This is a genomic window from Dactylosporangium darangshiense, assembly GCF_039537565.1.
GTDB lineage: Bacteria > Actinomycetota > Actinomycetes > Mycobacteriales > Micromonosporaceae > Dactylosporangium > Dactylosporangium darangshiense.
The window spans coordinates 198,926-224,499 of record NZ_BAABAT010000006.1 but is presented as its reverse complement, the minus strand read 5'-3'; the positions used below and the strand labels follow the sequence as shown (position 1 = coordinate 224,499).

General features: G+C 71.9%; 26 protein-coding genes and 1 tRNA gene. 12 read left to right on the top strand and 15 right to left on the bottom strand.

From position 1 onward, the window contains the following. Nucleotides 1–44: 44 nt before the first annotated feature. The 8 genes from ABD901_RS15155 (at nt 45) to ABD901_RS15120 (ending at nt 7,448) form a co-directional block, all read left to right on the top strand. A complete protein-coding gene (locus ABD901_RS15155; protein WP_345126536.1) occupies nt 45–1,085 on the top strand; it encodes an alpha/beta fold hydrolase in 1,041 nt (346 codons plus the stop codon). 6 nt (nt 1,086–1,091) lie between these two features. After that, a complete protein-coding gene (locus ABD901_RS15150; protein WP_345126532.1) occupies nt 1,092–1,949 on the top strand; it encodes a DUF3152 domain-containing protein in 858 nt (285 codons plus the stop codon). Nucleotides 1,950–1,990: 41 nt separating this feature from the next. Continuing rightward, on the top strand, nt 1,991–3,169 hold the full coding sequence (gene moeZ / locus ABD901_RS15145; protein WP_345126527.1) for an adenylyltransferase/sulfurtransferase MoeZ: 1,179 nt from the start codon (nt 1,991–1,993) through the stop codon (nt 3,167–3,169). 40 nt (nt 3,170–3,209) lie between these two features. Next, nucleotides 3,210–4,007: a squalene--hopene cyclase gene (locus ABD901_RS15140; RefSeq protein WP_345126521.1), complete on the top strand. Its 798-nt coding sequence runs from the start codon at nt 3,210–3,212 to the stop codon at nt 4,005–4,007. Between the two features lie 134 nt (nt 4,008–4,141). Beyond that, on the top strand, nt 4,142–5,260 hold the full coding sequence (locus ABD901_RS15135; protein WP_345126519.1) for a right-handed parallel beta-helix repeat-containing protein: 1,119 nt from the start codon (nt 4,142–4,144) through the stop codon (nt 5,258–5,260). A gap of 138 nt (nt 5,261–5,398) precedes the next feature. Continuing rightward, the gene (locus ABD901_RS15130; protein WP_345126517.1) at nt 5,399–5,908 is read left to right on the top strand and encodes an NADH-quinone oxidoreductase subunit B; all 510 of its coding nucleotides are present in this window, start codon (nt 5,399–5,401) and stop codon (nt 5,906–5,908) included. Further along, nucleotides 5,905–6,477: an NADH-quinone oxidoreductase subunit C gene (locus ABD901_RS15125; protein ID WP_345126513.1), complete on the top strand. Its 573-nt coding sequence runs from the start codon at nt 5,905–5,907 to the stop codon at nt 6,475–6,477. The genes ABD901_RS15130 and ABD901_RS15125 overlap by 4 nt, the downstream gene beginning before the upstream one ends. Further along, a complete protein-coding gene (locus ABD901_RS15120; protein ID WP_345126510.1) occupies nt 6,477–7,448 on the top strand; it encodes a complex I subunit 1/NuoH family protein in 972 nt (323 codons plus the stop codon). The genes ABD901_RS15125 and ABD901_RS15120 overlap by 1 nt, the downstream gene beginning before the upstream one ends. Here the strand turns inward: ABD901_RS15120 and ABD901_RS15115 are convergent. Both ABD901_RS15115 and ABD901_RS15110 read right to left on the bottom strand, forming a co-directional pair. Then, a complete protein-coding gene (locus ABD901_RS15115) occupies nt 7,414–8,832 on the bottom strand; it encodes a pyridoxal phosphate-dependent decarboxylase family protein (RefSeq protein ID WP_345126507.1) in 1,419 nt (472 codons plus the stop codon). The genes ABD901_RS15120 and ABD901_RS15115 overlap by 35 nt on opposite strands. Further along, nucleotides 8,829–10,166: an MFS transporter gene (locus ABD901_RS15110; protein WP_345126502.1), complete on the bottom strand. Its 1,338-nt coding sequence runs from the start codon at nt 10,164–10,166 to the stop codon at nt 8,829–8,831. Before ABD901_RS15110 ends, ABD901_RS15115 begins: the two co-directional genes overlap by 4 nt. Here ABD901_RS15110 and ABD901_RS15105 point away from each other — a divergent pair. Then, nucleotides 10,165–11,610: a gamma-glutamyltransferase gene (locus ABD901_RS15105; RefSeq protein ID WP_345126498.1), complete on the top strand. Its 1,446-nt coding sequence runs from the start codon at nt 10,165–10,167 to the stop codon at nt 11,608–11,610. The genes ABD901_RS15110 and ABD901_RS15105 overlap by 2 nt on opposite strands. Nucleotides 11,611–11,613: 3 nt before the next feature. Here ABD901_RS15105 and proB read toward each other — a convergent pair whose 3' ends face one another. Then, nucleotides 11,614–12,714 carry a glutamate 5-kinase gene (gene proB, locus ABD901_RS15100; RefSeq protein WP_345126493.1) on the bottom strand — a complete coding sequence of 367 codons (1,101 nt, stop codon included), beginning with the start codon at nt 12,712–12,714 and terminating at the stop codon, nt 11,614–11,616. Nucleotides 12,715–12,766: 52 nt separating this feature from the next. Between proB and ABD901_RS15095 the strand changes: the two genes are divergently transcribed. Next, on the top strand, nt 12,767–13,066 hold the full coding sequence (locus ABD901_RS15095; protein WP_345126489.1) for an MGMT family protein: 300 nt from the start codon (nt 12,767–12,769) through the stop codon (nt 13,064–13,066). Here ABD901_RS15095 and ABD901_RS15090 read toward each other — a convergent pair. Beyond that, on the bottom strand, nt 13,010–13,618 hold the full coding sequence (locus ABD901_RS15090) for a TetR/AcrR family transcriptional regulator (protein WP_345126969.1): 609 nt from the start codon (nt 13,616–13,618) through the stop codon (nt 13,010–13,012). The genes ABD901_RS15095 and ABD901_RS15090 overlap by 57 nt on opposite strands. A 69-nt stretch (nt 13,619–13,687) precedes the next feature. Here ABD901_RS15090 and ABD901_RS15085 point away from each other — a divergent pair, with 69 nt between their 5' ends. Next, complete coding sequence (locus ABD901_RS15085) at nt 13,688–14,458, top strand: SDR family NAD(P)-dependent oxidoreductase (protein WP_345126485.1); 771 nt, start codon at nt 13,688–13,690, stop codon at nt 14,456–14,458. Between the two features lie 87 nt (nt 14,459–14,545). On the opposite strand, the gene ABD901_RS15080 is transcribed toward ABD901_RS15085, so the two are convergent. After that, nucleotides 14,546–15,097, bottom strand: a complete 552-nt coding sequence (locus ABD901_RS15080) for a Uma2 family endonuclease (RefSeq protein ID WP_345126482.1) — start codon at nt 15,095–15,097, stop codon at nt 14,546–14,548. Nucleotides 15,098–15,301: 204 nt separating this feature from the next. Next, a tRNA-Tyr gene (locus ABD901_RS15075) sits at nt 15,302–15,382 on the bottom strand. A 102-nt stretch (nt 15,383–15,484) separates the two neighbouring features. Here ABD901_RS15075 and ABD901_RS15070 point away from each other — a divergent pair. Beyond that, nucleotides 15,485–15,979, top strand: a complete 495-nt coding sequence (locus ABD901_RS15070) for a YajQ family cyclic di-GMP-binding protein (protein ID WP_345126478.1) — start codon at nt 15,485–15,487, stop codon at nt 15,977–15,979. Nucleotides 15,980–16,179: 200 nt separating this feature from the next. On the opposite strand, the gene ABD901_RS15065 is transcribed toward ABD901_RS15070, so the two are convergent. From ABD901_RS15065 to ABD901_RS15025, 9 genes are all read right to left on the bottom strand, one after another. Continuing rightward, on the bottom strand, nt 16,180–16,341 hold the full coding sequence (locus ABD901_RS15065) for a hypothetical protein (RefSeq protein WP_345126475.1): 162 nt from the start codon (nt 16,339–16,341) through the stop codon (nt 16,180–16,182). A gap of 11 nt (nt 16,342–16,352) precedes the next feature. Further along, entirely contained in the window at nt 16,353–17,558 is a 1,206-nt protein-coding gene (locus ABD901_RS15060; RefSeq protein ID WP_345126473.1) for an MFS transporter, read from the bottom strand. Between the two features lie 182 nt (nt 17,559–17,740). Beyond that, entirely contained in the window at nt 17,741–18,613 is an 873-nt protein-coding gene (gene htpX / locus ABD901_RS15055) for a zinc metalloprotease HtpX (protein WP_345126468.1), read from the bottom strand. A gap of 63 nt (nt 18,614–18,676) precedes the next feature. Continuing rightward, the gene (locus ABD901_RS15050; protein WP_345126465.1) at nt 18,677–20,302 is read right to left on the bottom strand and encodes an NADH-quinone oxidoreductase subunit N; all 1,626 of its coding nucleotides are present in this window, start codon (nt 20,300–20,302) and stop codon (nt 18,677–18,679) included. After that, nucleotides 20,299–21,819, bottom strand: a complete 1,521-nt coding sequence (locus tag ABD901_RS15045; protein WP_380137876.1) for a complex I subunit 4 family protein — start codon at nt 21,817–21,819, stop codon at nt 20,299–20,301. The genes ABD901_RS15050 and ABD901_RS15045 overlap by 4 nt, the downstream gene beginning before the upstream one ends. Before the next feature lie 121 nt (nt 21,820–21,940). Beyond that, the gene (locus ABD901_RS15040; protein WP_345126460.1) at nt 21,941–23,782 is read right to left on the bottom strand and encodes an NADH-quinone oxidoreductase subunit 5 family protein; all 1,842 of its coding nucleotides are present in this window, start codon (nt 23,780–23,782) and stop codon (nt 21,941–21,943) included. Beyond that, a complete protein-coding gene (gene nuoK, locus ABD901_RS15035) occupies nt 23,779–24,207 on the bottom strand; it encodes an NADH-quinone oxidoreductase subunit NuoK (protein WP_345126458.1) in 429 nt (142 codons plus the stop codon). The genes ABD901_RS15040 and nuoK overlap by 4 nt, the downstream gene beginning before the upstream one ends. Next, nucleotides 24,207–24,728, bottom strand: a complete 522-nt coding sequence (locus ABD901_RS15030) for an NADH-quinone oxidoreductase subunit J family protein (RefSeq protein WP_345126454.1) — start codon at nt 24,726–24,728, stop codon at nt 24,207–24,209. Before ABD901_RS15030 ends, nuoK begins: the two co-directional genes overlap by 1 nt. 113 nt (nt 24,729–24,841) lie before the next feature. Then, nucleotides 24,842–25,381: a NuoI/complex I 23 kDa subunit family protein gene (locus ABD901_RS15025; RefSeq protein WP_345126966.1), complete on the bottom strand. Its 540-nt coding sequence runs from the start codon at nt 25,379–25,381 to the stop codon at nt 24,842–24,844. Nucleotides 25,382–25,574: the final 193 nt, after the last annotated feature.

Here is a 25,574-nt window from a genome sequence, read left to right as displayed (position 1 = left end):
CTCAAGATCGCGTGCCGAACGCGAGTCCGGGGCACACTTGGTTCATGAAGCGAGCTCCTCTTGTCCCAGAGTTCACCGTCCCGTCATCTGAGCGGCTGCCGGAACGTTGGCCGGGGCGAGAGGTCGAGCTCGACGGATTGGTGGCCTACGTCCGCGACACGCCGGCCGCGGCGCCCGGCGCCGAGCCCGCCGTCTATGTGCACGGCCTGGGCGGCTCGTCGACGAACTGGACGGACCTGGCCGGCATCCTCGCGGCCCGCGAGGACGGGATCGCGCTGGACGGGCAGGCCATCGACCTGCCCGGCTTCGGCTACAGCGGCCGGGCGCGCAGCTACAGCCTCGACGCGATGGCGCACCACGTCATCCGCTGGATCGAGCACAGCGACCGCGGCCCCGTTCACCTGTTCGGCAACTCGATGGGCGGCGCCGCGATCGTCAAGGCCGCCGCACAGCGCCCCGACCTGGTCCGCTCGCTGACCCTGATCTCGCCGGCGATGCCGTTCCTCGACCCGCGTCGATCCCTGCAGGGTCGGGTCGTCCCGCTGCTGCTCCTGCCCAACGCCGCGCGGCTGGCCGGCCGCCGGATGTCGGCGATGGACCCCGAGGCGCTCGCCGACATGGTGATCGACTCCTGCTACGCCGACCCCACCCGATACCCCGAGCAGCGGCGGCTGGAGGCCATCGAGGAGGCGCGCCTGCGGCATCAGGTTCCGTGGTACGCCGAAGCCTACGTCGGCAGCCTGCGCGGCCTGGTCGGAAGCTTCCTGCGCGCTTATCTGCCGGGCGAGGGCTCCATGTGGCGCGCCGCGGCCCGCATCACCGCGCCGACCCTGGTCATCGCCGGCCGGCAGGACCGGCTCGTGGACATCCGCACCGCGCCGCAGGTCGCCCAGCTCATCCCGGACAGCCGCCTGATGATGCTCGAGGGCGTCGGCCACGTGGCGCAGATGGAGGTGCCGCGCTCGGTGGCCCGCGCCGTCTTCGGCCTGCTCGACGAGATCTCGCAGCCGGCCGCCCGGCCGGTTGCCGTGCCGGCGCAGGAGAAGGTCCGGCGCAGCGTCGCGCGGGTGCGCATGGCAAGCTGAGCATCGATGGCGAGCCGGCTGATCAGCGACCGCCGGCGGGAGCCGGAACCTCTGCCGAGTGACCCCGAGGCCGCTCGCGACGTCGTGCGCGCCGCACGGCACCGCCGCCGCCAGGACGCGCGCCGCCGCCGCTACCTCGTGGCCGGCGTGATGGCCTCGGCCGGGCTGCTCGCGGTGCTCGGGATGGGCCGGCAGATGCTCTTCGCCGACGACGAGACCTCCGCCGCGACGCCCCGCCGCGAGGCGCCGATGCTCGCGCCGCCGTCGCAGCCGGCCAGCCCGCCGCCGGAGGCCGGGCCGGCCAAGGGCGACGGGACGTTCGCCTACGCCACCACCGCCGGGCCCGTCGCGGGCGCGGGCGGCGCGCTGAAGAAGTACCGCGTGGCGGTCGAGAACGGCTCCGGCCAGCAGGCCGACGCCTTCGCCGCCGCGGTGGAGAAGACCTACGGCGACCCGCGCGGCTGGACCGCCGGCGGCGACCTGCGCCTGCAGCGGGTCGCCGGCGAAGGCGCGGCCGACTTCACGGTGTTCCTCGCCACGCCGGCCACCTCCGAGGCGATGTGCGCGACGGCCGGGCTGCACACCGACGGGTACGCCTCCTGCACCATCACCGGCAAGGTCATCATCAACCTCGCGCGCTGGCTGACGTCCGTCCCCGACTACGGCGCGCCGGTGTCGGACTACCAGACGTACGTCGTCAACCACGAGACCGGGCACGAGCTCGGCAACGGCCATGAGGCCTGCACCGGCGACGGCCGACCGGCACCCGTCATGATGCAGCAGACCTATGGCCTCAAGGGCTGCGTGGCGAACTCCTGGCCCTACGTGGACGGCAAGCGGTACACCGGCCCCAAAGTGCCGTAGCTCACGTGGGTTTGGCACCCGGGCGCGGCAGAATGAGAACCATGTCGCTGCCTCCTCTGGTCGAGCCCGCCGCCGACCTGTCGGTGGACGAGGTCCGCCGCTATTCCCGTCATCTGATCATTCCCGACGTCGGGGTGGCCGGGCAGAAACGACTCAAGAACGCCAAGGTGCTCTGTGTGGGCGCGGGCGGCCTCGGGTCGCCGGCCCTCATGTATCTCGCCGCGGCCGGCGTCGGCACGCTCGGCATCGTCGAGTTCGACACCGTCGACGAGTCGAACCTGCAGCGCCAGATCATCCACGGCCAGTCGGACATCGGCCGGCCCAAGGCCGAGTCGGCGCGGGACTCGGTGCGCGAGATCAACCCCTACGTCAACGTCGTGCTGCACAACGAGGCGCTCAGCAACGACAACGTGATGGAGATCTTCGCGCAGTACGACCTCATCATCGACGGCACCGACAACTTCGCGACGCGGTACATGGTCAACGACGCCGCGGTGCTGCTCGGCAAGCCGTACGTGTGGGGCTCGATCTACCGCTTCGACGGCCAGGCGTCGGTCTTCTGGGCCGAGCACGGCCCCTGCTACCGCTGCCTCTACCCGGAGCCGCCCCCGCCCGGCATGGTCCCGTCCTGCGCTGAGGGCGGCGTCCTCGGCGTGCTCTGCGCGTCCATCGGCGCGATCCAGGTGACCGAGGCGATCAAGCTCCTCACCGGCGTCGGCGACACGCTGCTGGGCAGCCTGATGGTGTACGACGCGCTGGAGATGTCCTACCGCAAGATCAAGCTGCGCAAGGACCCGAACTGCGCGATCTGCGGCGAGAACCCGACCGTCACCGGCCTCATCGACTACGACGACTTCTGCGGCGCCGTCTCCGACGAGGCGCAGGCCGCGACCGTCGGCTCGACGATCACCGCCGCCGAGCTCAAGGACTGGCTGGACTCCGGCAAGCCGATCGACCTCATCGACGTGCGCGAGCCGGCCGAGTGGGAGATCGTGCGGGTCCCCGGTGCGCGGCTTGTCCCGAAGGGCGAGATCCTCAACGGCAACGCGCTGGCCGGCCTGCCTCAGGACAAGCAGGTGGTCCTGTACTGCAAGAGCGGCGTCCGCTCGGCCGAGGCGCTCGCCGCCGTCAAGGCCGCCGGCTTCAAGGACGCCGTGCACGTCCAGGGCGGCGTCGTCTCGTGGGTGAAGACCGTCGATCCCTCACTGCCGGTGTACTAACGGATCACGCGGGGGAGATCGGCGCGGTACCGTACGGCCCATGGTCGACCTTGATGCCGCGATCGGCTACGTCGTCGCACACGGCGACGTCGTGGACCGCGCCCGCCTGGCCTGGTTACGCACAGGCCAGGCGCCCCCGGCCGATGTGCTGGAGAAGGCCGAGGTCGGCCAGGCGTCCACGGGCGGCTGGCCGGCCTACTGGGGCGCGCACGTTGCCTCGGTCGACGCCACCTGTTTCCGCCTGGCCGAGCTCGACGACCTGGGCGCGATCGACCGCCCCGCGGCCCGCAAGGCGCTGGCGTGGCTGGGCCGCAGCCAGCGCCCCGACGGCATGTGGGAAGAGGACGAGTCCCTGGCCGGCATCGCCCCGCCGTGGGCGCAGCCCGGCGACGACGAGGCCCGCCTCTTCCTCACCACGAACGCCGCCTTCTGGCTGGTCGTCGGCGGCCCCGAGCGGGGCGACGAGGACGAGCACGCGGCCCGCATCGCCCGCGCCGCCGAGGCCTTCCGCGCCTCCCTGCGCCCCGACGGCTCCTGGCCGTCGTTCCTGGTCACGGGCTGGCTGGGCTGCGCCATCCTGTATCACCTGGGCTGGTTCTACGAGTCCGCGCAGATCCAGGTCGCCCTGGCCGACCGCGTCCCGTCCATGACCGCGGCCGACACCGCCGGCCTCTTCTCCTCCCTGCGCCGGGTCGGCATGTCCACCGAGGACTGGCTCCTGAGCGCCGCACGGAAGCGCCTCTGGGAAACGCAGCGCAGCGACGGCGGCTGGCCCAGCGACGACGGCGAACAGTTCAACGTCCACACCACGCTGACCGCCATCCGCGCCCTGCGCTGACCTGGTGCCGGCGACCAATTGCGGGTAATGGTCGAGATTCCCGGCCGGCGAAACGGGGCAGCAGGCAAAGAATCTCGTCTATAGCGTCTGGATCAACAGCCCGCCCCTCTGTCGATCCAGAAGGACGTGACTCCATGCGCAACCAGTCCCGCTCGGTAGTCCGGATCCTGGCCGCGGCGCTCGTCGGCGCCGGGTGCGCCGTCGTGCCCGCCGCGATCGCGCACGCCAATCCGGCCTGTGGCAGCACCATCACGGTCAGCACGACGCTGACCGCTGATCTCCTGTGTTCGGGGGACGCCATCATCGTGGGAGCCTCCGGCGTGACCCTCGACCTCGGGGGGTTCAACATCATCGGCAGCGGCACCGGCAGCGGTGTGCGCACCCAGATGCTGGTCAATGACGTGACCGTCACCAACGGCGGCGTCAGCGGCTTCGCCACGGAGGTGTACGTCTACCAGTCGAAACGCGCGATCCTGAGCAGCCTCAGCGTTCAGGGAGGCATCGGCGTCAAGATCCAGAACGGGAACGACTCGAAGGTGCTGAGCAGCTCGGTCACCAACGCCTCGGTGTCCGTGACGTTCAGCTCCGGCGTGACGTTCGACGACGCCACGCTGGACCACGCGCCGCTCAGCGCGAACTCGTCGAACAGCCTGAAGGTCACGCTCAGCGACGCCACGGACGGCGCCGTGAACATCGACCAGTCCGACAACGTGCAGCTGATCAACAGCACATTCACCCGCTCGCCGATCGCCTACGGCACGACCTCGCGCAACATCCTCATCCAGAACAACACGATCCAGGGCGCCGTCACCGGCGTGCGGATCTACGTCACCGGCCTCAACGGGCGCATCCTGAACAACACCTTCACCGGCAACGGCATCGGGGTGCGGACCACCGTGACCGACATCGCCACCATCGCGGGGACGAACATCTCCGGCAACACCTTCACCGGCAACGACGCGGCCGGCGTGCTCTTCGAGGCGAGCACGGACTCGTCGCTGTCCACGGCGACCGTGTCGGGCAACACGTTCGACGGCAATGGGTTCGTCGGCGGGGTCAACGACCGGCTCGGCCGGCCGGTGGCCGACGGCGCGCACTTCGCCACGTTTGCCAACGCCAAGGTCACCGTCAAGAACAACATCGCGCTGAACAACGCGAGCTACGGCATCTTCGCCGACCCGGCAACGGTCATCGACGGCGGCGGCAACACCTCCACCGGCGACCCGAACGGTTGCTCCGGCGTCATCTGCTGAACACCGTCCACGCACGAGCTGTCGCGCCCTCGATCGTTCGCGCGGTCGAGGGCGGCAACCCGTTCGGGCGCTCCTTCGTGCCCAAGATCGCCCGGATCGTGGGGGGCTGACGAGAACGGGCAAGAGTACGCTGTCGCCATGTCGGGAGTGCTGGGAGAGCCGATCAAGTTCGTGCTCAACTGGGGGCGGCGCTACTCCCTGTGGGTGTTCAACTTCGGCCTCGCCTGCTGCGCCATCGAGTTCATCGCCACGTCGATGGGGCGGCACGACTTCATGCGCCTCGGCGTCATCCCGTTCGCGCACGGGCCGCGGCAGGCCGACCTCATGGTGGTGTCCGGGACGGTCACCGACAAGATGGCGCCCGCGATCAAGCGGCTCTACGACCAGATGCCCGAGCCCAAGTATGTGATCAGCTTCGGGGCCTGCAGCAACTGTGGCGGCCCCTACTGGGACTCCTACTCGGTGACGAAGGGCGTCGACCAGATCATCCCCGTGGACGTCTACGTGCCGGGCTGCCCGCCGCGGCCCGAGGCACTGCTGCACGGGATCATGCGGCTGCAGGAGAAGATCGCCGGCGAGCAGGCCGGGCTCGGCGGCACCCCGCGGCCCGACGTGCGCGCCCTGACCGCCCCGCCGGTGAAGCCGTGACCCCGGCTGAGATCGGCGCCCGCCTGGTCGAGGCCCTGGGCGCCGGCGAGGTCTCCGAAAGCGGCGGCGGGAAGTTTGCCCGCGCGACCGTCGAAGTGCCCGCCGAGCGCTGGGTCGAGGCGATCACCGCGGCCCGCGACGAGCTCGGGTGCGACTTCTTCGACTGGCTGACGGCCGTCGACGAGCTGCCCGGCGGGTTCACGATCGTCGCGCACCTGTGGTCGACCGCCGACCGCCACGGGGTGCTGGTGCGCACGACACTGCCGCGGGAGGCGCCCGAGCTGCCAAGCGTCGTCGCGATCTTCCCGGGCGCGGCCTGGCACGAGCGGGAAACCCACGAGATGTTCGGCATCACCGTCCTCGGCCACGCCGACATCCAGCCGCTGCTGCTGCCGCCGGAGTTCGAGGGGCACCCGCTGCGCAAGGAGTTCGTGCTCGCCTCGCGGGTCGCGAAGCCGTGGCCGGGCGCCAAGGAGCCGGGCGAGAGCGAGCACGCGGCGAGCAAGCGGGCGCCCATGCGGCCGCCGGGCGTGCCGAGCCCCGACGAGTGGCCGGGAGGGCGCGGCTGATGCCGGTCTGGCTGGAGCTGGCGATCCGCCTCCTGGCGGTCGTCGCGGCGTTCCTGACCCTGCCGCTCATCGTCGGTCAGGCCGAGCACAAGGTCATGGCGCACATGCAGGGGCGCCTCGGCCCGATGTACGCCGGCGCGTTCCACGGCTGGGCGCAGCTCGTCGCCGACGGCGTGAAGTTCGTGCAGAAGGAGGACATCACCCCGCGGGCGGCCGACCGGTCCGTGTTCCGGCTCGCCCCGGTGATCGCCCTGCTGCCGTACCTGGTCGTGCTGCTGGTCATCCCGCTCGGCCCGCACGGGCTGGTGGCCCAGTCGCTGGACATCGGGCTCTTCTTCGTGCTGGCCGTCGTCGGCATCGGAGTGGTCGCCGTGCTCATGGCCGCCTGGTCGTCGGCGAACAAGTACGCGCTGCTCGGCGGCCTGCGGGCGGCGGCGCAGCTGCTCGGCTACGAACTGCCGTTCATCCTCTCCGCGCTGTCGGTGGCGATGGCCGCCGGCACCCTGTCGCTGTCCGGCATCGTCGAGGCGTGGCGGCCCTGGTGGCTGCTGTGGCAGCTGCCGGCGATGCTCGTGTTCTTCACCGCCGGCCTCGCCGAGATCCGCCGGCCGCCGTTCGACATGCCGATCGCCGACTCCGAGCTCGTCTTCGGCTACATGACCGAGTACACGGGCCTGCGGTTCGCGTTCTTCCTGCTCGCCGAGTACGTCGGCATCGTCGTCATCGCGGCGCTGACCACCGTGCTGTTCCTGGGCGGCTGGAAGGGCCCGTTCGGCCTCGACGACCAGCTCGGCTGGGTGTGGACGCTGATCAAGGTGTTCGCGGTGTCGTTCGTCGTGATCTGGGTGCGCGTCTCCTACCCACGCCTGCGCGAGGACCAGCTGCAGCGGCTGTGCTGGCTGGTCCTGGTGCCCACCGCACTGGGCCAGCTCGTGCTCACGGCCGCGGTGAAGGTCGCTGCAGGAGACTGAGAAAAGCCACCAGCAGCTTCTCTCGTACCGCGGGAGGCGCCGCATTCAGCAGGGCGTTCACCGGCGCCATGCGCTCCGGCAGCGCCCCGCCCGCCCCGAGCCCGAGAGCGCCCGCGAGCTGCTCGACGGGAGCCGCACCCAGCAGGTCCAGGATCCCGGGCGGCAGCTGCACCGGCCCGTGCTCGCGCGCCGCGGCGACCGCCGAGGCGAGGTCGGCCTCGAACTCGCCGACCCGGGGCGCCACGGCCGCGGTCACGGTCAGGTGCACCGACGCCGGGATCTCACCGTGGCGGAACTGCGGCTGCGTGTGCCAGCCGCGCGCGGCCAGCTCGTCGGCGAGGACGAACAGGTCCACCGACGAGGACATGAAGGCGACGACCGTCGACTCCCGCGGTACCACATCCAGGCCTTGGACCTTGGAAACGGCCTCGGCGATCGCGGCGGTGGCGTACCGCGTGCGCCCGGCCAGCGCCAGGTAGCCGTCGTCGCCGATGTGGCGCAGGGTGGCCCAGGCCGCGGCGATCGGGCCGCCGGAGCGGGTCGAGGAGATGACCGGGTTGACCATCGTGTACCCGGGCCAGTCCGCATAGCCGAAGTACTGCGCGGCGCGCAGCTCCTCGTCGCGGTGCAGCAGGACCGAGACGCCCTTGGGCGCGTACGCGTACTTGTGCAGGTCGACCGAGATGCTCGTGACCCCGGGCACCGACAGGTCGAACGGCGGGATCGGCTCGCCGAGGCGGCGCAGGTAGGGCAGCGTCCAGCCGCCGAAGCACGCGTCGACGTGGCAGCGCACGCCCGCGGCCGCGGCCGCCGCGGCGATCGGCTCGACCGGGTCGATGAGCCCGTGCGCGTACGACGGCGCGGAACAGGCGACGAGGACGGTGTCCGGGGTGATCGCCGCGGCCACCGCCGCCGGGTCGACCCGCAGCGTGACCGGGTCGACGGGCACGGTGTCCAGCGCGACCCGCAGGTAGGAGGCCGCCTTGGCCAGGGCCGCGTGCGCGGTGACCGGCATGACCAGGCGCGGCGCGGCGATGTCGGGCCGCCCGTCGCGGGCCGCCTTGACGGCGAGGATCAGCGACTCGGTGCCGCCGCCGGTCACGCTGCCGACGGTGCGCCCGTCGCCGCCGAGGACCTGCGCGGCCGCGCCGACGAGGTCGTTCTCCATCGCCAGCAGTGACGGGAACGCGGTCGGGTCGAGCCCGTTGACGTGCGCCGACATGGCGTGCGCGGCCGCGGCGAGCTCGTCGAGGCCCTCGAGACCGGGGTCGTAGACGTAGGCGAAGAGCCGCCCGCCGTGTGTTGGCAGGTCGCCGCCGCGCATGGCCCGCAGCTGCGCGAGCACCTCGTCCGCCGGCACCCCCTTGTCCGACAGCGCGCTCATGCGGCCTCCAGTTCGAGCTCTTCCAGCCGACGTTCGTCCAGGTCGTAGCCGCGCAGCGCGAACAGCGCCAGGGCGACCACGACCGCGGGTACCACCGTGAAGCCCAACAGCACACCGAGGCGCGCGGTGTCGGTCTGCGTGGCGGCCGTTCCCGAGTCGCTGGACACGTACCCGAACGCGGCGAGCACCAACGCGAAGACGCCCGGGCCGAGCGCGAGGCCGAACGTCTCGCCCGCGGTCCACAGCCCGGTGAAGACCCCGGCCTGGCGGCGGCCGGTGCGCGCGGTGTCGGCGGCGATGCAGTCGGGCAGCATGGCCAGCCCGAAGACCTGCTGCCCGGCGTAGCCGACGCCGACCAGGCCGGTGAGTACGTACACGGCGGCCGCGGGCAGGAACTGGGCCAGCCCGATGAGGGCGGCGCCGGCGGCGAAGACGAGCGAGGCCGCCACGTAGGCGCGCAGCTTGCCGAACCGGGCGCCGAACCGGGACCAAACGGGCATGACCAGCAGCGCCGGGCCGACGAAGCAGGCGAACAGCACGGTGGCGCCGGTGTCGGGGTCGCGCAGGATCTGGGTGGCGAAGAAGCTCACCCCGGCCAGCATCGTGGCGATGCCGGCCGCCTGGACGATGAAGCAGACCAGCAGCCTCGTGAACGCGCGGTTCTCCCGCGCGGTGCGCAGCTGGCGGCCCAGGCTCGGCTCGCTCTCCAGGACCCTGCCGGTGGGTGCGGAGCGGGTGCCGAGGAAGGATCCCGCGGTACCGATGAGGATGAGGACGGCGACGAAGACGCCCATGGCGCGGTGGCCCGGGATGCCGTCGCCGAACTGCTTGGTGACCACCGGCGCCAGGGCGCCGGAGATCAGGATCGCGACCGCGAGCAGCGCCACCCGCCAGGTCATGAGCCGGGTCCGCTCGGCGTAGTCGTCGGTCATCTCGGCGGGCATCGCGACGTACGGCACCTGGTAGAACGCGTAGGCGGTCGCGGTGGCCAGGAAGACGAGCGCGACGTAGACGCCGCTGCGCACGGGGGCCGCGAAGATCGCGGCGAACAGGAAGGCGACCGCGATGCCCGCACCGAGCAGGAAAGGACGCCTGGCGCCCCATCGCGTGCGAGTACGATCGGAGATCCTCCCGGCAACCGGGTTGATGAGCACGTCCCACGCCTTCGGCGCCAGCACGAGCAGCCCGGCGATCCCGGCCGCGACGCCCAGGGTGTCGGTCAGATAGGGCAGAAGCAGCAGTCCGGGCACGGTGCCGAACGCTCCCGTGACGAGGGAGCCGAGCGCATACCCGACCCGGACGCGGCCGGGCAGTGACTCCGACGGGTGATCCATGGTCCACGGATGCTACCGCGAGATTTCTTCATGGAAAGGCTCCGGATCCAAGATTCCGGCGGGCGTCGCGGCCGGACATCCGGCCACCGTCGAGGTGGGCCTGCGGGTCCTCGACGCGGGCGGGTCGGCCGCCGACGCCGGCGTCGCGGCCATGCTCGCCTGCTGCGTGGCCGAGAGCGTCATGACCGGCGTCGCCGGCGGGGGCTTCGCCACGTACTACGAGGCCGCAACCGCGACCACGACGTGCCTCGACTTCTTCTGCGCGGTGCCCGGGCTGGACGCCGTGCGGGCCGCGGCGCCGATGGAGCCGATCGCGGTGGCGTTCGGCGGGGTGCCGCAGCGGTACGAGATCGGGGCCTCGAGCGTGGCCGTGCCCGGCGTGCCGGCCGGGTGCGGGGTGCTGCACCGCCGCTGGGGGCGCCTGCCCTGGCAGCGGGTCGTCGAGCCGGCCGTGTCGCTCGCCCGCAGCGGGACGTTGCTGCCGCACGCGCACGCTTCGACGCTGGCCACGCTCGGGCCGGCCATGCTGCCCGGCTTCGGTGCGCAGGTCTACGCCCCTCGCGGTCGTCTGCTGGCCGGTGGGGATCTGCTGTACCACCCCGGGCTGGATGCGGCGCTGGACATTCTGTCGGAGGAGGGCCCGGCGGCCTTCTACACCGGCGGCATCGCGCGTCGTCTGGTCGAGACGGTGTACGCGTCCGGCGGGAACCTGACGTACTCGGACTTGTCCGTATATCGCGTCATGCTCGCGCCCGTCTCGTCCGCGCGGCTCGGCGGCAGTGCGGTCCGGGCGCGCAGCGGGGATCTGACCGGATTTATCGCCACATTGGGTCGTTTGCCCGAACTCGGCGGCCTATCGCGATCGGCCCGAGCCGTCGCGATGGCCGACGCGCTCCGCTCGCACGGCGCGCAACGCCTCGGCGACACCACCAACATCTCGATCGTCGACGCCGACGGCAACGCCTGCGTCGTCACGCTGACCCTCGGCCTCGGCTCGGGCGTGTGGCTGGAGGACCTCGGCATCCACCTCAACTCGATGCTCGGCGAGGGCGAGCTGATCCGCCCCGGCACCGGCCCCGGCGAGCGCATGGCGTCCTGCATGTGCCCGACCGTGGTCACCGCCGAGGACGGCCCGCTGGTCCTCGCCGTCGGCTCGGCCGGCGCCACGCGCATCCGCACGGCGCTCCTGCACACCCTGGTCAACGTCCTGGTGGACGGCGACGACCCGGAGACGGCGATCCACCGCCCTCGTTTCCACGTGGTCTCCGATCTGGTACACGCGGAGCCCGGCTATCCGCAGGACGAGCTCGAGGCGTTGTCGGCCGCGGGGTACAAGGTGCAGCAGTGGGAAACGTTCGACCACTACTTCGGCGGCGTCAGCGCCGTGGGCGCGACCGGCTCCGCCGGCGACCCTCGCCGGGGCGGCATCGGCCGGACGTTATAGGTATTACAGCAGGACTAGATCATCGCGGTGTACGACCTCGCGCTCGTATGCGGGGCCGAGTTCGGCCGCGAGGTCGCTCGTCGAGCGCCCCAGCAGTGTCGGCATCTCCGCCGCGTCGTAATTGACCAGCCCGCGGGCCACCGCCACGCCCCCCACGTCGACGAGGTCCACAGGGTCGCCGGCGGCGAAGCGCCCGTCGACCGCCGTGATCCCGGCGGGCAGCAGCGATGCGTGCTTTTCGACGACGGCGCGGACCGCACCCGCGTCGAGGTGTAGCCGCCCGCGCGGGCTGGTGGCGTGCGCGAGCCAGAACAGCCGCGCCTGCGGCCGCTCCCGCAGCCGGTGGAACAGCGTCCCGATCGGATGCCCGGCGAGGGCGGCCGCGGCGTGCGGCGCCGACGTCAGCACGACCGGGATGCCGCTGGTGGTGGCGATCCGCGCGGCCTCCACCTTGGTGACCATCCCGCCGGTGCCGACCCCCGCCTTGCCCGGCCGCCGGATGTCGATCCCCTCGAGGTCCTCGACCGTGCGCACGTCCGCGATCGCGCGCGAGGTCGGCAGGGAGGGATCGCCGGTGTACAGCCCGTCGACGTCCGACAGCAGCACCAGCAGGTCGGCGTGGACGAGCGCGGCGACGAGCGCGGCGAGCCGGTCGTTGTCCCCGAAGCGGATCTCCTCGGTGGCGACCGTGTCGTTCTCGTTCACGATCGGGATCGCCTTGAGGTCGAGCAGCCGGCGCAGCGTCCGGTAGGCGTTGCGGTAGTGCGCCCGCCGCGTCACGTCGTCGACGGTCAGCAGCACCTGCCCGACCACCCGGCCGTGCCGGGCGAAGGCGTCGTTGTACGCCCGCATGAGCAGCCCTTGCCCCACGCTGGCCGCCGCCTGCTGGGTGGCGAGGTCCCGCGGCCGCCGCGGCAGCCCGAGCGGCGCCAGCCCGGCCGCGATCGCCCCGGACGACACCAGCACAACCTCGGCCGGCGCACCGGCGAGCGCCTCGACCAGCGCGTCGACCCGCTCGCCGTCGAGCCCTCCGGCCGCCGTGGTCAGCGAAGACGACCCGACCTTGACGACGATGCGTCGAGCCTCGGTGACCTGTTCGCGCACGCCGCCCATCTTGCCGCCTGCTCCTCACCCCGGCGCGGTAGGTTCCCATATCGTGGCCGACGAGGAGTACGCCGAGATGGTCCTCGACCTTGTGGAGCGCATCCCCGCGGGACGCGTGATGTCCTACGGCGCGATCGCCGAGTACCTGGGCCGAGGCGGCCCCCGCCAGGTCGGCTCGGTGATGTCCCACTACGGCGGCGGCGTCCCCTGGCACCGGGTCGTCGCGTCGAACGGCCGTCTGGTCCCCGGCCACGAGGCCGAGGCTCTGCGCCGCCACCGCTCGGAGGGCACCCCGCTACGCGGTGAGAAGATCGACATGCGCACCGCCGCCTGGTGGCCCGACGAGTCGTAGCCCGGCCAGCGCCGCGTCCAGCGATACGCGCAGGGCCGTCGAGTCGCCCGTCGCCAGGAGCATGTTCACGCCGCCCTGCACCGCCGTCAGGATGATCACAGCCGCGCGCCCCGGGTCCGCGGCGCCGGCGCGGCCCGCACCCTCGCTCAGGCGGGCCTGCCAGGTCGTGAGCAGGTCGACGACGATCGGGCGCACCTCGGGATTGCTCGGCGCCAGCTGCCGTGTCAGCGCCCCGAGCGGGCAGTGCGTGCCCTGCGCCTCGTAGCGGGCGATCACCACGTCGCGCCACGCGGTCCAGGACTCCGGCGGCCCGAGCGAGCTGAGCTGGGGCTCCTGATCCTGCAGTACCGCCGCGGCCTCGTGCTCGGCGACGGCCAGCAGGAGCTGGGCGCGCCCCTCCGGGAAGTAGTGGAAGAGCTGGCTCTTGCTCGTAGCGGTCGCCGTGCGGATGTCGTCCAGGGAAACCTCGTCCACACCGCGCTCACGCAGCAACGCAGCGGCCGCCGCAACGATGCGATCGCGCGTAGCGGCACCTTTGCGCGTCAACGGCATGGTCACGCCGCCCAGCCTACGTGCTACGGTGCAGTGGACCGTTCAGTCCATTTTTGGAGTTGGTACCTCATGACTCGTCTGGCCAATAAAAGCGCCCTCATCACCGGTTCGACCAGCGGCATCGGCCGCGCGATCGCGGAACGGTTCGCCGCCGAGGGCGCCACGGTGATCGTGAGCGGCCGGCGCGCCGACCTCGGCGCCGAGGTCGTGCGCGGCATCGTCGCCGCCGGCGGCCGGGCCTCGTTCGTGCCCGCCGACCTCAACGCCGGAGCCGCGGCGATCGAGGAACTCGCCGCGACCGTCGGCACCGTCGACATCCTGGTGAACAACGCCGCGTACCTCATCGGCGGCCGCGCCACGCCCGAAACCCCCGAGGACGTGGTCGACGCGGCACTGTCCACCAACATCAAGGCGCCCTACCTGCTCACCGCCGCACTGGCACCGAAGATGCGTACCGGCGGCTCGGGCGCGATCGTCAACATCGGTTCGATCAACGCGCTGACGGGCATGGCGGGCACCGCGCTCTACAGCGCCACGAAGGCCGCTCTGCACGCGATGACGGCGGCCTGGGCGGCCGAGTTCGGCCCGCACGGCATCCGCGTGAACACCATCGCCCCCGGCCCCACCGACGTCGAATGGTCGACGCACCTTCGCCCGATGCTCGAGCGGATGGTGTCCACGGTCCCCAGCGGCCGCTTGGCCCAGGCGGCCGAGGTAGCGGCCGCAGCGGCATTCCTGGCGTCGGACGAGGCTCTGCACATCCACGGCGCAACTCTGCCGGTCGACGGCGGCCTCACGGCCGTGACCGCGCACGGCGCTCTGGCGCATACGTCGGCCTGACACGCCGAAAGGGCCTGTCATCTGGGGTTCCCTGATGACAGGCCCTTCGACTTTGGCGCAAACGCCGGCATCGGCCGGCGTGGCGGCTCACCGGCCTAGCGACCCGGTGTCGAGCTGGAGCGGGAACGGCCGGTCCGAGGCGAGCACCGCACCGCTCGTAGCCGTCGCGTGCTCGACGTAGTGGGCGCCTTCCAGGCCGTACAGCCGCAACAGCACTGTGTCCGAATCCTGCTCCACCAGCAGGTGCCATCCGATGTGCGCCGCCGCGTACAACTGCATCCTCAGCAGGCGGTCTGCCGACGCGTTCCCCGGCGAGACAACCTCGCCGACCAGAACGACCTCCGACGCCTCGGTCATCGCGCCTTCATCGTCGGTGTCCACCACGACCAGATCGGGAATGACGATCCGCCCAGCACGCAGCCGGACGTTGACCGCCTCCCAGACCTCCAGACCGGCCTCCGAAGCCGGCCCGTTGAGAGCGTTGGCGATCCGCCGGGACAAACGCTGATGGCCCTTCGTCGGGGCGGGGCTCACCAACAGGCTCCCATCGAGCAGCTCGATCCGATCCACCGTCTCGCCGAGCGAGAGGTAGTCCGCCTCGCTCCACGGACCGACGTGCTCCAGCACGGCGACGCTCATGCGGGCCACCTCCCCGCCGACGTCCGGCTCAAACTTTTCATGACCGAGCCGCAGGCACCTCCACGCAGCGCGGGCAAGATCGACCTGCTCACGATCTGCCCACAACCGGCCGTGACTGGCTGGATTCGCTCGGACGGGGCCGGACACACGAAGAAGGCCCTCGTCCAGGCTTTTCCCCTGGTCGAGGGCCAACTTGTCTGCCGGTGGCGGGTAGAGGATTCGAACCTCTGTAGCTTTCGCGACGGATTTACAGTCCGCTCCCATTGGCCGCTCGGGCAACCCGCCTGGCGCAAGCAAGAATAGCGGTAGCCCCCGGGGGCAATGCAAACGGGTACCCTCGGCACGCCCACAACCGTCTAACGCACGCAGTAACAGGGAGCGTCTGCCATGGCTTCGGCACCCTCGTTCGACATCGTCAGCAAGGTCGACCGGCAGGAGGTCGACAACGCGCTCAACCAGGCCGAGAAGGAGCTGGCGCAGCGGTTCGACTTCCGCGGCACCGGGGCTGAGATCAAGTGGGCCGGGGAGGAGACGGTCGCCCTCCAGGCGGAGACCGAAGAGCGCGTCGTCGCCGCGCTGGAGGTCTTCAAGGAGAAGCTGGTCAAGCGGAACATCTCGCTGAAGTCGCTCGACGCCGGCGAGCCGCGCGCGTCCGGCAAGACCTACAAGATCGACGCCAAGATCATTCAGGGCATCGAGTCGGACAAGGCCAAGGCGATCTCGAAGAAGATCCGGGACGAGGGGCCGAAGGGCGTCCAGGCCCAGATCCAGGGCGATCAGCTGCGGGTGACCGGCAAGAAGAAGGACGACCTGCAGGCGGTCATCACGTTGCTCAAGCAGGAGGACTTCGGCATCGCCCTGCAGTTCACGAACTACCGCTGACCCGCGACGGGCGCCGGCGGCATCGCCAAGGGCGCCGCGGAAAGGGCGCCGACGGGTGCTGGTTCAGCGTGAGCGCTTGTTGCGCCGGACCAGCACCACCGTCAGCACGACGGCGGAGATCACGACTGTCACGCACAGGCAGCACCCGGCGAGGACTTCCCAAGGCCTGATCGCACCCACGGTCGCCGAGCCTACCAACGTCACGACCCGTCGTTCGACCCCTCTCGATCCTCCCGGTCGCGGGGGCGCGGCGGCGGCTCCTCGGCGCGCACGCGCACGAAGCTGTCCGCGTGGCGGATCTCGATGTCGTCCTCGCCGGCCTCATCAGGGTCGGTGAGCACGGCGTGGACCGTTCGTGCCATGGGCGCTGACCCTACACGGGCACCTTCTCGCGCTCGCCCGTGTGAGTGAACGGCGCGGGCGCCACCACCGCGCCGGCCGCGACCGCGGCGCCGGCCAGCAGGAACGCCCACACGGCGCCGCCGGGCCGGTCGACGACGAGGCCGGTCACGGCCACCCCGGCGGCGCTGGCGGCGATCGAGACGGTGACCAGCCAGGTGTACGCCTCATTCAGCATCGATCGCGGCACGATCGCGCCCACCATGGAGTTCTGCACCGTCAACGCCGGCGCAATGGTCGCGCCGCCGATGATCAGGGCGGCTCCCAGCGCCAGCGCATTGGGCATGGCGGCGAGCACAGCCAGGCTCGCGGCGACGCCGGCGAGGAGCCATCGCAGCCGGGCCCGGGCGCGCGGGCGGCTGCCGAACCACAGCCCGCTCGCCGCGCTGCCGATCCCCCAGACGCCCAGCAGGATGCCGCCCGCGCTCTGCGGGTCCCGCGCGACGTACTCGGTCGCGTACGCGGGCACCGCCACGCCCGTACCGCCGAACGCGAAACCCAGCCCGAACGCCGTGACGAGCAGCGCGGCGAACCCGGGCACCCGCAGCGGCCCCAGCCCTCGCGCCGGCGCGTGCCCCTCGTGGCGCCGCCAGGAGCGCATCGCCTGCCCGCGCGCCACCAGCAGCGTCCCCACCAGCGTGATCGCGGCGGCGGCGCCGAGCGCGACGGCGGGTTGCCACAGCGCCACGCACAGTGCGACGAGCATCGGCCCGACGACGAACACGAGCTCGAACAGCGCGGTCTCGGCCGCCAGGGCCGTCACCCGGACCTCGGGCTCGTCCACGGTCAGCGCGTTCCAGGTGCCCCGCACCGCGGCCGTCAGCGGCGGAAACGTCACGCCGGCCAGCACGGCGGCGCCGAGCACGGCCGGCAAGGGCAGGTCGTGCAACCCCGCAAAGATCAAAAACACGAGGCAGCAGGGGTACGCCAACCCCGTAGCCACCAGCACCGGCGCCGGACCGATGCGATCCGCCAGCCGCCCCACGATCGGGCTGGCGGCCGCGCTCGCGATGGCATAGACCGAGCAGGCGAGCGCCGCCTGGGTGTACCGCCCATCGGCCTGCTGCAAGAGCAACAACAGCGCCAGCGACACCATGCCGACGCCGAGGCGCGCAACCACGCCGACCACCAGCAGGACCGGCGCGCCCGGAAGCCGCCACACGGACATGTACTGCCGCACGGCAGACCTCGTTTCGCTCTCTTGTCAGCCCTCTTCGCCCGCGAACGCCCATCGACTCTGTTCGCCCGCGAAGCGGCCCTCAGCCCTCCCGCGCACGCGAAAGGGCCCGCCGATCCTACGGCGGGCCCCATCGCGATATCGCGGGGTTTTTCCCAGCTCAACGACGTCGGCTGGCGTTCTGCTTACCGGGCGCTGCTCATGCTGGCCATCTGCTCCAGCCGCGCCACCCGCTGCTCCATCGGCGGGTGGGTCGAGAACAGCGAAGCGATACCGCCACCCTTGAGCGGGTTGTCGATCATCAGGTGCGCCTGGCTGGCAAGCTGCCCGTCGGCCGGCAGCGGCAGCGCCTGGGTGCCCCGGTGGATCTTGCGCAGCGCACTGGCCAGCGCCAGCGGGTCCCCGGTCAGCTTCGCGCCGGACTCGTCCGCCTCGTACTCCCGGCTCCGGCTGATCGCCAGCTGGATCACGGTAGCCGCCAGCGGCCCCAGGATCATCATGAGCAGCAGCCCGCCGAGCCCCGGCCCGTCCTCGTCGTCGCTCGACCCGCCGAGCGGCAGGAAGATCGCCAGGTTGGCCAGCATCGTGATCATGCCGCCCAGCGCCCCGGCGACGCTCGAGATGAGAATGTCCCGGTTGTACACGTGCGACAGCTCGTGTCCGACGACGCCCCGAAGCTCCCGCGGCGTCAGCATCTCGAGGATGCCCGCGGTCACCGCCACGGCCGCGTTCTGCGGATTGCGCCCGGTCGCGAAGGCGTTCGGCTGCCGCGTCGGGCTGATGTACAGCCGCGGCATCGGCTTCCCGGCCGCCGTCGCCAGCTCACGCACCATGGCATACAGCTGAGGCGCCTGCGCCTCGGTGACCGGCTGCGCGTTCATGGCCCGCAGGGCGAGCTTGTCGGAGTAGAAGTAGGAGAAGGCGTTCATTCCCAGCGACAGGAACACGGCGATGACCAGACCGGTGCTACCGCCGAGCCAGTAGCCGACAAGCAGGATCAGAGAGGTCAGCAGCCCGAGCAGGGCCGCCGTCTTCAAGCCGTTGAAATGCCTGTGCATGTCATCAATAACAGCGCAACTCCCGGTGTACCTTCCCGGTGCTAGCTGTGAGCTAGCTGAAAGCTATCCGAAGGTCGCCGCCGCCCGCATGACCAGTTCCGGCCCAAACCCGACGAAAACGGCCACAACGCACGCAACCGCCACGGAAACGACAACGGGCCACGCCGCCCTTTCGCCCGAAATCTCCCCCTCGGTGCTCTCCAGCGCCGCTCCGGCTCCTTCACCAACCCTCGGTCGCCCGGTGCTCTCCGCCTCTCCGGCCGCGCCCGCTTTGTCCGTTGCGTCGGCATTTCCGCCGACACCTGCCGTCACCAGTGTGGCCGCCGCCCCCGCAGTGCCCGCTGGTGCGGCGCCGACCGGTTCGGCCGGGGCGAACAGCATCGCGCCCACCCGCACGTAATACGCCAGCCCGATCACCGCGTTGACCGCCACGACGATCGCCAGCCAGGTGGCATCCCCGCCGAGCAGCGCCCGCACGACCGCCACCTTGGCGAACAGCCCGGCGAGCCCCGGCGGCAACCCGGCGAGCCCGGCGAGCGCCAGCACGAGCACGCCCGCGAACCAGGGCGAGCGCCGCGCCATCCCGCGGTACTCGGCGATCGCCCCGCCGTCGCCTGCCCCGCGCACCCCGACGACAGCCCCGAACGCGCAGAACTCGAGCACCACGTAGAAGAAGGCGTAGCCGACGGTGGCCGCCGCCAGCAGCGGCGTCATCTCGTCGGCCGCGATCAGGGCCCCGAGCGGCGCCAGCAGATAGCCGGCCTGCGCCACCGACGACCACGCGAGCAGCCGCACCATCCGCCGCTGCCGCAGCGCGACAAGGTTCCCGACAGTCATGCTCAGCACCGCGAGCACCGCGAGCGTCAGCCCCGACGTCGACAGCACCGGCCGGGCCGCCGACACCCCGACGAGCAGCAGCGCGACCACGCCCCCGAGCTTCGAGGCCGTCGACAGGTACGTCGCGACCGGCAACGGCGCCCCGTCATACGTGGCCGGCGCCCAAGCGTGCGCCGGCACCGCCGCGACCTTGAATGCGAGCCCGGTCAGCAGCAGCACCACGCCCACCTTGAGCAGCGGCTCCGCCCCCGGCACCAGCGCACCCTTCGCGATGTCGGCGAAGTGCACGCCCCCGGTCGCGGTGAACACCAGCGCCGCACCGAGCAGCGCAATCGCCGTCGACACCACGCTCACCACGAAGAACGTGACCGCCGCCGACCCGCCCTCGCGGGCCCCTCGCCGCAGCCCCACCAACAGGTAGAGCGGCAGCGTCAACGTCTCGAGCGCCACGATCAGCGTGATCAGGTCCCGCGCCCCGCCCAGCACCACGGCCCCGGTGAGCGAGCTCGCGAGCAGGAAGCAGTACTCGCCGACCGGCACCTCGCCGGTCCTCAGCAGCGGCGCCGACAGCGCGAGCGTCCCGAGCGCCAGCCCCGCGAAGACCCCGGCGACGATGGCCGTGGCCGGGTCGAGCACCAGCGAACACTGATCCGGCCCGACGCAGAACGCGGTCCGGTGCCCGCCGGCCACGCCGACCCAGATCGCCGCCCCCGCGGTCCCCGCCATCCCGAGCGCGGTCGCCACCAGCACCGGCCCGCGCCGCCCGGGCGCGATCAGATCCACGAGCAGCGCCAGCAGGGCCGTCCCGACCGCCACATACGCGGGAATCAGCGCAACCTGATCGATCCTCATCGCCCGAACACCCCCGCCAACGCCTCGACCGCGGTGTTCGACCAATTCAGGGCCAGCGCCGGTGCGACGCCCACGACCAGCGTCAGCGCTATCAGCGGCGACCACGCGACCAACTCGCCGGGCCCCAGCCGGGCGGCCGGCCCGAGCCCGGCGACCGTCGGCGCCGCCGAGCCGTGCGTGACCCGCCGCAGCAGCCGCAGGAAGTACGCCGCGGCGATCGCCGCACCGACCGCGGCCAGCGCGCCGAGCGTGATCCACAGCGGCCCGCCGCGCTCGAACGCGGCTACGACCGCGAACGCCTCGCCCCAGAACCCGGCCAGCCCCGGCAACCCCAGCGAGGCGATCGCCGCGTACGCGAGCACACCGCTCAACCCTGGCGCCGTCTCTCGCAGCCCGCCGAGCTGCACCAGCTCGCCCGTGTGTGCACGGTCCTTGATCCCGCCGGCGACGAAGAACAGCAGCCCCGTGACGACGCCGTGCGCGATGTTGCCGATCAGCGCGGCCTGCATCCCGGTCGCCGTGAGCGTCGCGACGCCGAGCAGGACGAAGCCCATGTGCCCCACGGAGGAGTACGCGATCAGCCGCTTCAACTCCGTCTGCGCCAGGCAGATCAGCCCGCCGGCCAGGATCGCCGCGGTCGCTAGCACCCCGACCACCGGCGCGCTGCGGGCCGCCCCGTCGGGCGCAACGCCCACCGCCACCCGAAGGAGCCCATACGTGCCCATTTTCAGCAGTACCCCGGCCAGAATCACCGACCCGACCGTCGGCGCTTCGGTGTGCGCGGCCGGCAGCCAGGTGTGCAGCGGCCACAGCGGGCTCTTGACCGCGAACGCGAGCGCCAGCAGCACGAACGCCAGCAACTGCACGCCGGCCGACATCGGCCGCACTGCCGGATCGCTCAACGCGACGAGATCACCGGTGCCCGACGAGGACACCACCACGAACACCCCGACGAGCAGCAACAAGGATCCGAACAGCGTGTACAGCACGAACTTGCGCGCCGCCCGCCGCCGATCCGCACCGCCCCACACGGCGATCACCGCGTACATCGGCAGGAGCACGACCTCGAAGAACACGAAGAACAGCACCAGGTCGAGGGCCAGGAACACCCCGGTGATCCCTGCCTGCAGCACCAGCAGCAGCGCCACGAGCAGCCGCCCGCGCCCCGGCTCCGGCACCCGCCACAGGCAGTAGGCACAGCACAGCACGGTCAGCAGCGCGGTGAGCGCGACCAGCGGATACGAGATCCCGTCGACGCCGATGTGGAACCGCAGGCTCAGCGCCGGCGCCCACGGCACGTCGATCTCGGCGAACGGCTCGATCCGGCTCTGCCCGGCCGCCGGCGTGCGGGTCAGGCCGAGCGCGACGACCACGCCTGCCGTGGCCGCGGCGAACGCGGTCCCGCCGATCCGCCCGGCCCGGTCCAGCCGAGCCGGCAGCGCGGCGGCCAACAGCGCCCCGACCGCCGGCAGCAGCAGCGTCGCCAGCAGCAGCGTCTGTCCGGAGGTCACCGCCACACCCCCAACCCCGGCATGCCATATATATCGGTCAACCCGCACGACCCTCGCCGAGCGCCATCCACCAGCGCCTCCAGCGCGCCGTCGCGTCGGGCCGGCCGCGGTGCGGCGGTGGCCCGGGTCATTGCGTGACTCCCAGCACGATCACGATCGCGGCGGCGATCACCACAGCGCCGCCGAGCACCGCCGTGGCGGCCCGCGGCAGCGCGGCGATGTGCGCCCGCGCCAACAGTCCGCCCAGTCCGCCGGCGCCCGCGCCGACCCCCTCGACAGCCCCGTCGACCAGGCCTTCGTCGCCGCGCCGGGCCAGCCGGGCCAGCGCCGCGACCGGTCGCGTGACGAGTGCGTCCTGCACGTTGTCGAGGTAGAAGGCGTTCGTGAGCAGCCGACCGAGCGCGGTGTCCGACGGCCCCACTGCCGGGTCGCGCAGCCAGGCCCACCAACCCCCGGCGAGCAGCAGTGCCAGCACGACCGGCGTTACCCAGCCCAGGTGCGCGAGCCGTTCCTCGGAGCCGAGGCGCCCGCTGAAGCCCTCCAGCAGCCCGGCGAGCCCGAGCAGCGCCGCCGGGACGGCCAGCGCGACCAGCGGACCCCGCATCGCCCAGGGCGGTTCGTGCCCGTGCCGGGCCGCCTCGCTGCGCGCCTCGCCGAAGAACGTGCGCCGCCAGAGCCGCACCACATACGCCGCCGTCAGCATCGCGGTCAGCGCCGCCGAACAGAGCACGAGGATCGCAAACCCGCGAGGCGCCGGCCCGTCACCGGCGGCGGCCTCGATGATCGCGTCCTTGCTCCAGAACCCGGCCAGCGGCGGCACCCCGGCCAGCGCCCCGAGCCCGATCGTCATGGTCCAGAACGTCACCGGCATGCGCTCGCGCAGCCCGCCCATCGCCGACATCAGGTTGCTGCCGACCGCGTGGATCACCGACCCCGCCGCCAGGAACAGCAGCGCCTTGAACGCGGCGTGCGTGAGCAGGTGGAACAGCGCCACTGACGGCGCGCCGACCGCCAGCGCCCCCGTCATGTACCCGAGCTGGCTCACCGTCGACCAGGCGAGCACCCGCTTGATGTCGTCCTGCCCGAGCGCGCTGAGGGCGCCGAGCAGCATCGTCACCGAGGCCATCACCGCGAGCACGACCAGCGCAGTCGTCGACCGCTCGAACAGCGGATACAGCCGCGCCACCACGTACACACCGGCGGCCACCATCGTGGCGGCGTGGATCAGCGCCGAGATCGGCGTCGGGCCGGCCATCGCGTCGGGAAGCCAGGTGTGCAGCGGGAACTGCGCGCTCTTGCCCGCCACCCCGGCCAGCAGCAGCACGCACGCCGCCGTCACGACACCGCCGGAGATCGCTCCCGATTGCGCCGCGGCGAACACGTCGGCGATGCGGAAGCTGTGCGCGTGCAGCCCGAGCAGCACGATGCCGAGCAGGAATCCGACGTCACCGACCCGCGTGACCAGGAATGCCTTCACCGCCGCGCGCGGAGCTTCGGGCAGCCGCCGGTCGTGCCCGATCAGCAGGTACGAGCAGATGCCCATGACCTCCCACCCGACCAGCAGCGCGATCAGGTCCCCGGACACGACCACCAGCAGCATCGCCCCGGTGAAGAGGCTCACCTGCGCGGCGTAGGGCGCGTATCGCTCGTCGTCGTGCAGATACGCCACCGAATAGATCTGGACGCAGAGCGCGACCACGCCGACCGCCACGGCCACCAGCCCGGCCGGCCCGTCGAGCCAGGTGCCGAACGTGACCGGCAGCCGCCCGAACTCCACGACGGTGACCCCGGCATCCGGCCCGCGCACCCCGCGCAGGGCGGCGGCGATCGCGCAGGCCAGCGCCACGGCCGCCCCGCCGATGCCGAGCAGGGCCGAAAGACCCCGCATCCGGTATCGCAACAGCAACCCCACCAGCCCGAACCCCACCGGCACGGCGGGCAACGCCACCCCGAGCGGATCGACGCTCATCCGGCCACCCCCGTCCCGTCCCCGGTCGCGTGGCCCCCGGATCGCTGCGCACCCGGCGCCCGCCCGGCGGCGACGGCCTGCTCGGCGTCGCCCGGCGCCTCGACGCCGGGCGCCTCGACGGCCTCGCTCAGCGGCAGATCGTCGACGCCGACGGTGCGCCGCAGCCGGTACAGCTGCAGGATCAGCGCGAGCCCGACCCCGATCTCCGCCGCGGCCAGCACGATGATGAACAGCGTGAACGACTGCCCGGCCTGTGGCGCGGCGGCCCGGATCGACGCATCAGCGGTCACGAAGACCAGGTTGACCGCGTTGAGCATGAGCTCGACCGCCATCAGCAGCAGCACGGCGTTGCGCCGGACCAGCACGCCGTAGACCCCGATGCCGAACAGCAGGGCCGCGATCGTGAACGGAAGCGCCGGATGCATCAGCCCCGCCTCCGCTGCGCCAACCGGGCGCCGATGTCGGGCCTGGACACCACGATCGCGCCGACCAGCGCCGCCAGCAGCAGCACCGACACCAGCTCGAAGGGCAGCACCCAGGTGCGGAAGAGCGCCGCGCCGAGCCGCTCGGCGGTCCCCGGCTCCGGCAGGTCCACCCGCGTCCACCGGAACGCGTCGATGAGCAGCGCGGCCAGCCCGGCACCCGCGCCGGCCCCGATCAGGGCACCCGGCCATCGGGCCCGGTCCAGATCGTCGCTGGCGCCGATCGGCGCGCGGGTCAGCATCACCGCGAAGAGCAGCAGGACCACGACGGCGCCGACGTAGACCAGCACCTGGACCCAGGCCACCAGCTCCGCGGTCAGCACCAGATAGAGGCCGGCGATCGCGCCCAGCGCGACGACGAGCCACAGCCCGGCCCGCACGACGTGCCGGGTGGTCACGACCAGGAGGCCGGCCCCCAGCGCCACCGCGCCGAGCGCCGCTGTCAGCACGTCGGAGACGGTCATCGCTGCGCCACTCTCATGGGCGATATCCTGCCACCCGCGTACGACAGGAATCGACCACCGGCTCGCAGACTCCCGCGTGCGGTCGGGTGATCGTTACCGAGCGTGCCGGACGTTCAGCCGGCGTCCTTGGCGGCCCGCTTCGCCGCGGCGGCCTCTTCCTTGGCCGGCTCGCCGCGCGGGTCGTGCGCGGGCGGCGCCGGCACGGTGGCCACCCACTCATCGAGCCGCTCCTTCTCGTGCAGCAGGTCGCGGATGTCGTGCTCGGCGTACTCGAACTCGGGCGACCAGTGCAGAGCGTCGAACGGGCAGACCTCGATGCAGATGCCGCAGTACATACAGAGTGAGAAGTCGATCGCGAACCGGTCCAGGACGTTGCGCTGGCGCGGCCGGGCGGCGCCCGGGACCAGCACCTCCTCCTTGTGGGAGTCGATGTAGATGCACCAGTCCGGACACTCCCGTGCGCAGAGCATGCAGACGGTGCAGTTCTCCTCGACCAGCGCGATCACGCCCCGCGAGCGCGGGGGCAGGTCGGGTTCGACATCCGGGTACTGCTGTGTGTGGGCCCGCTTGGTCATCGTGCCCAGCGTGACGGCCAGCCCCTTGGCGAGACCCTTGCCCGGAAACTCCACAGTTTGGAAACTAGCACCGCACACGACCGGGTGGCTGGGGCCGAGAGAGCGAAAATTGTCGTACACCCGTTCTAAGATGTACCCATGAACGAGCGACGTTGGTGGAACGGCTCCTGGTCGCGGCTCACGCGCCGTGACGTCTTCTTGCGTAACGCCGTCGAAGGCCGGTGGCAGGTCGAGCTCCGCCGCGGAGGGGCGGACGGCCGGGTGGCGGACC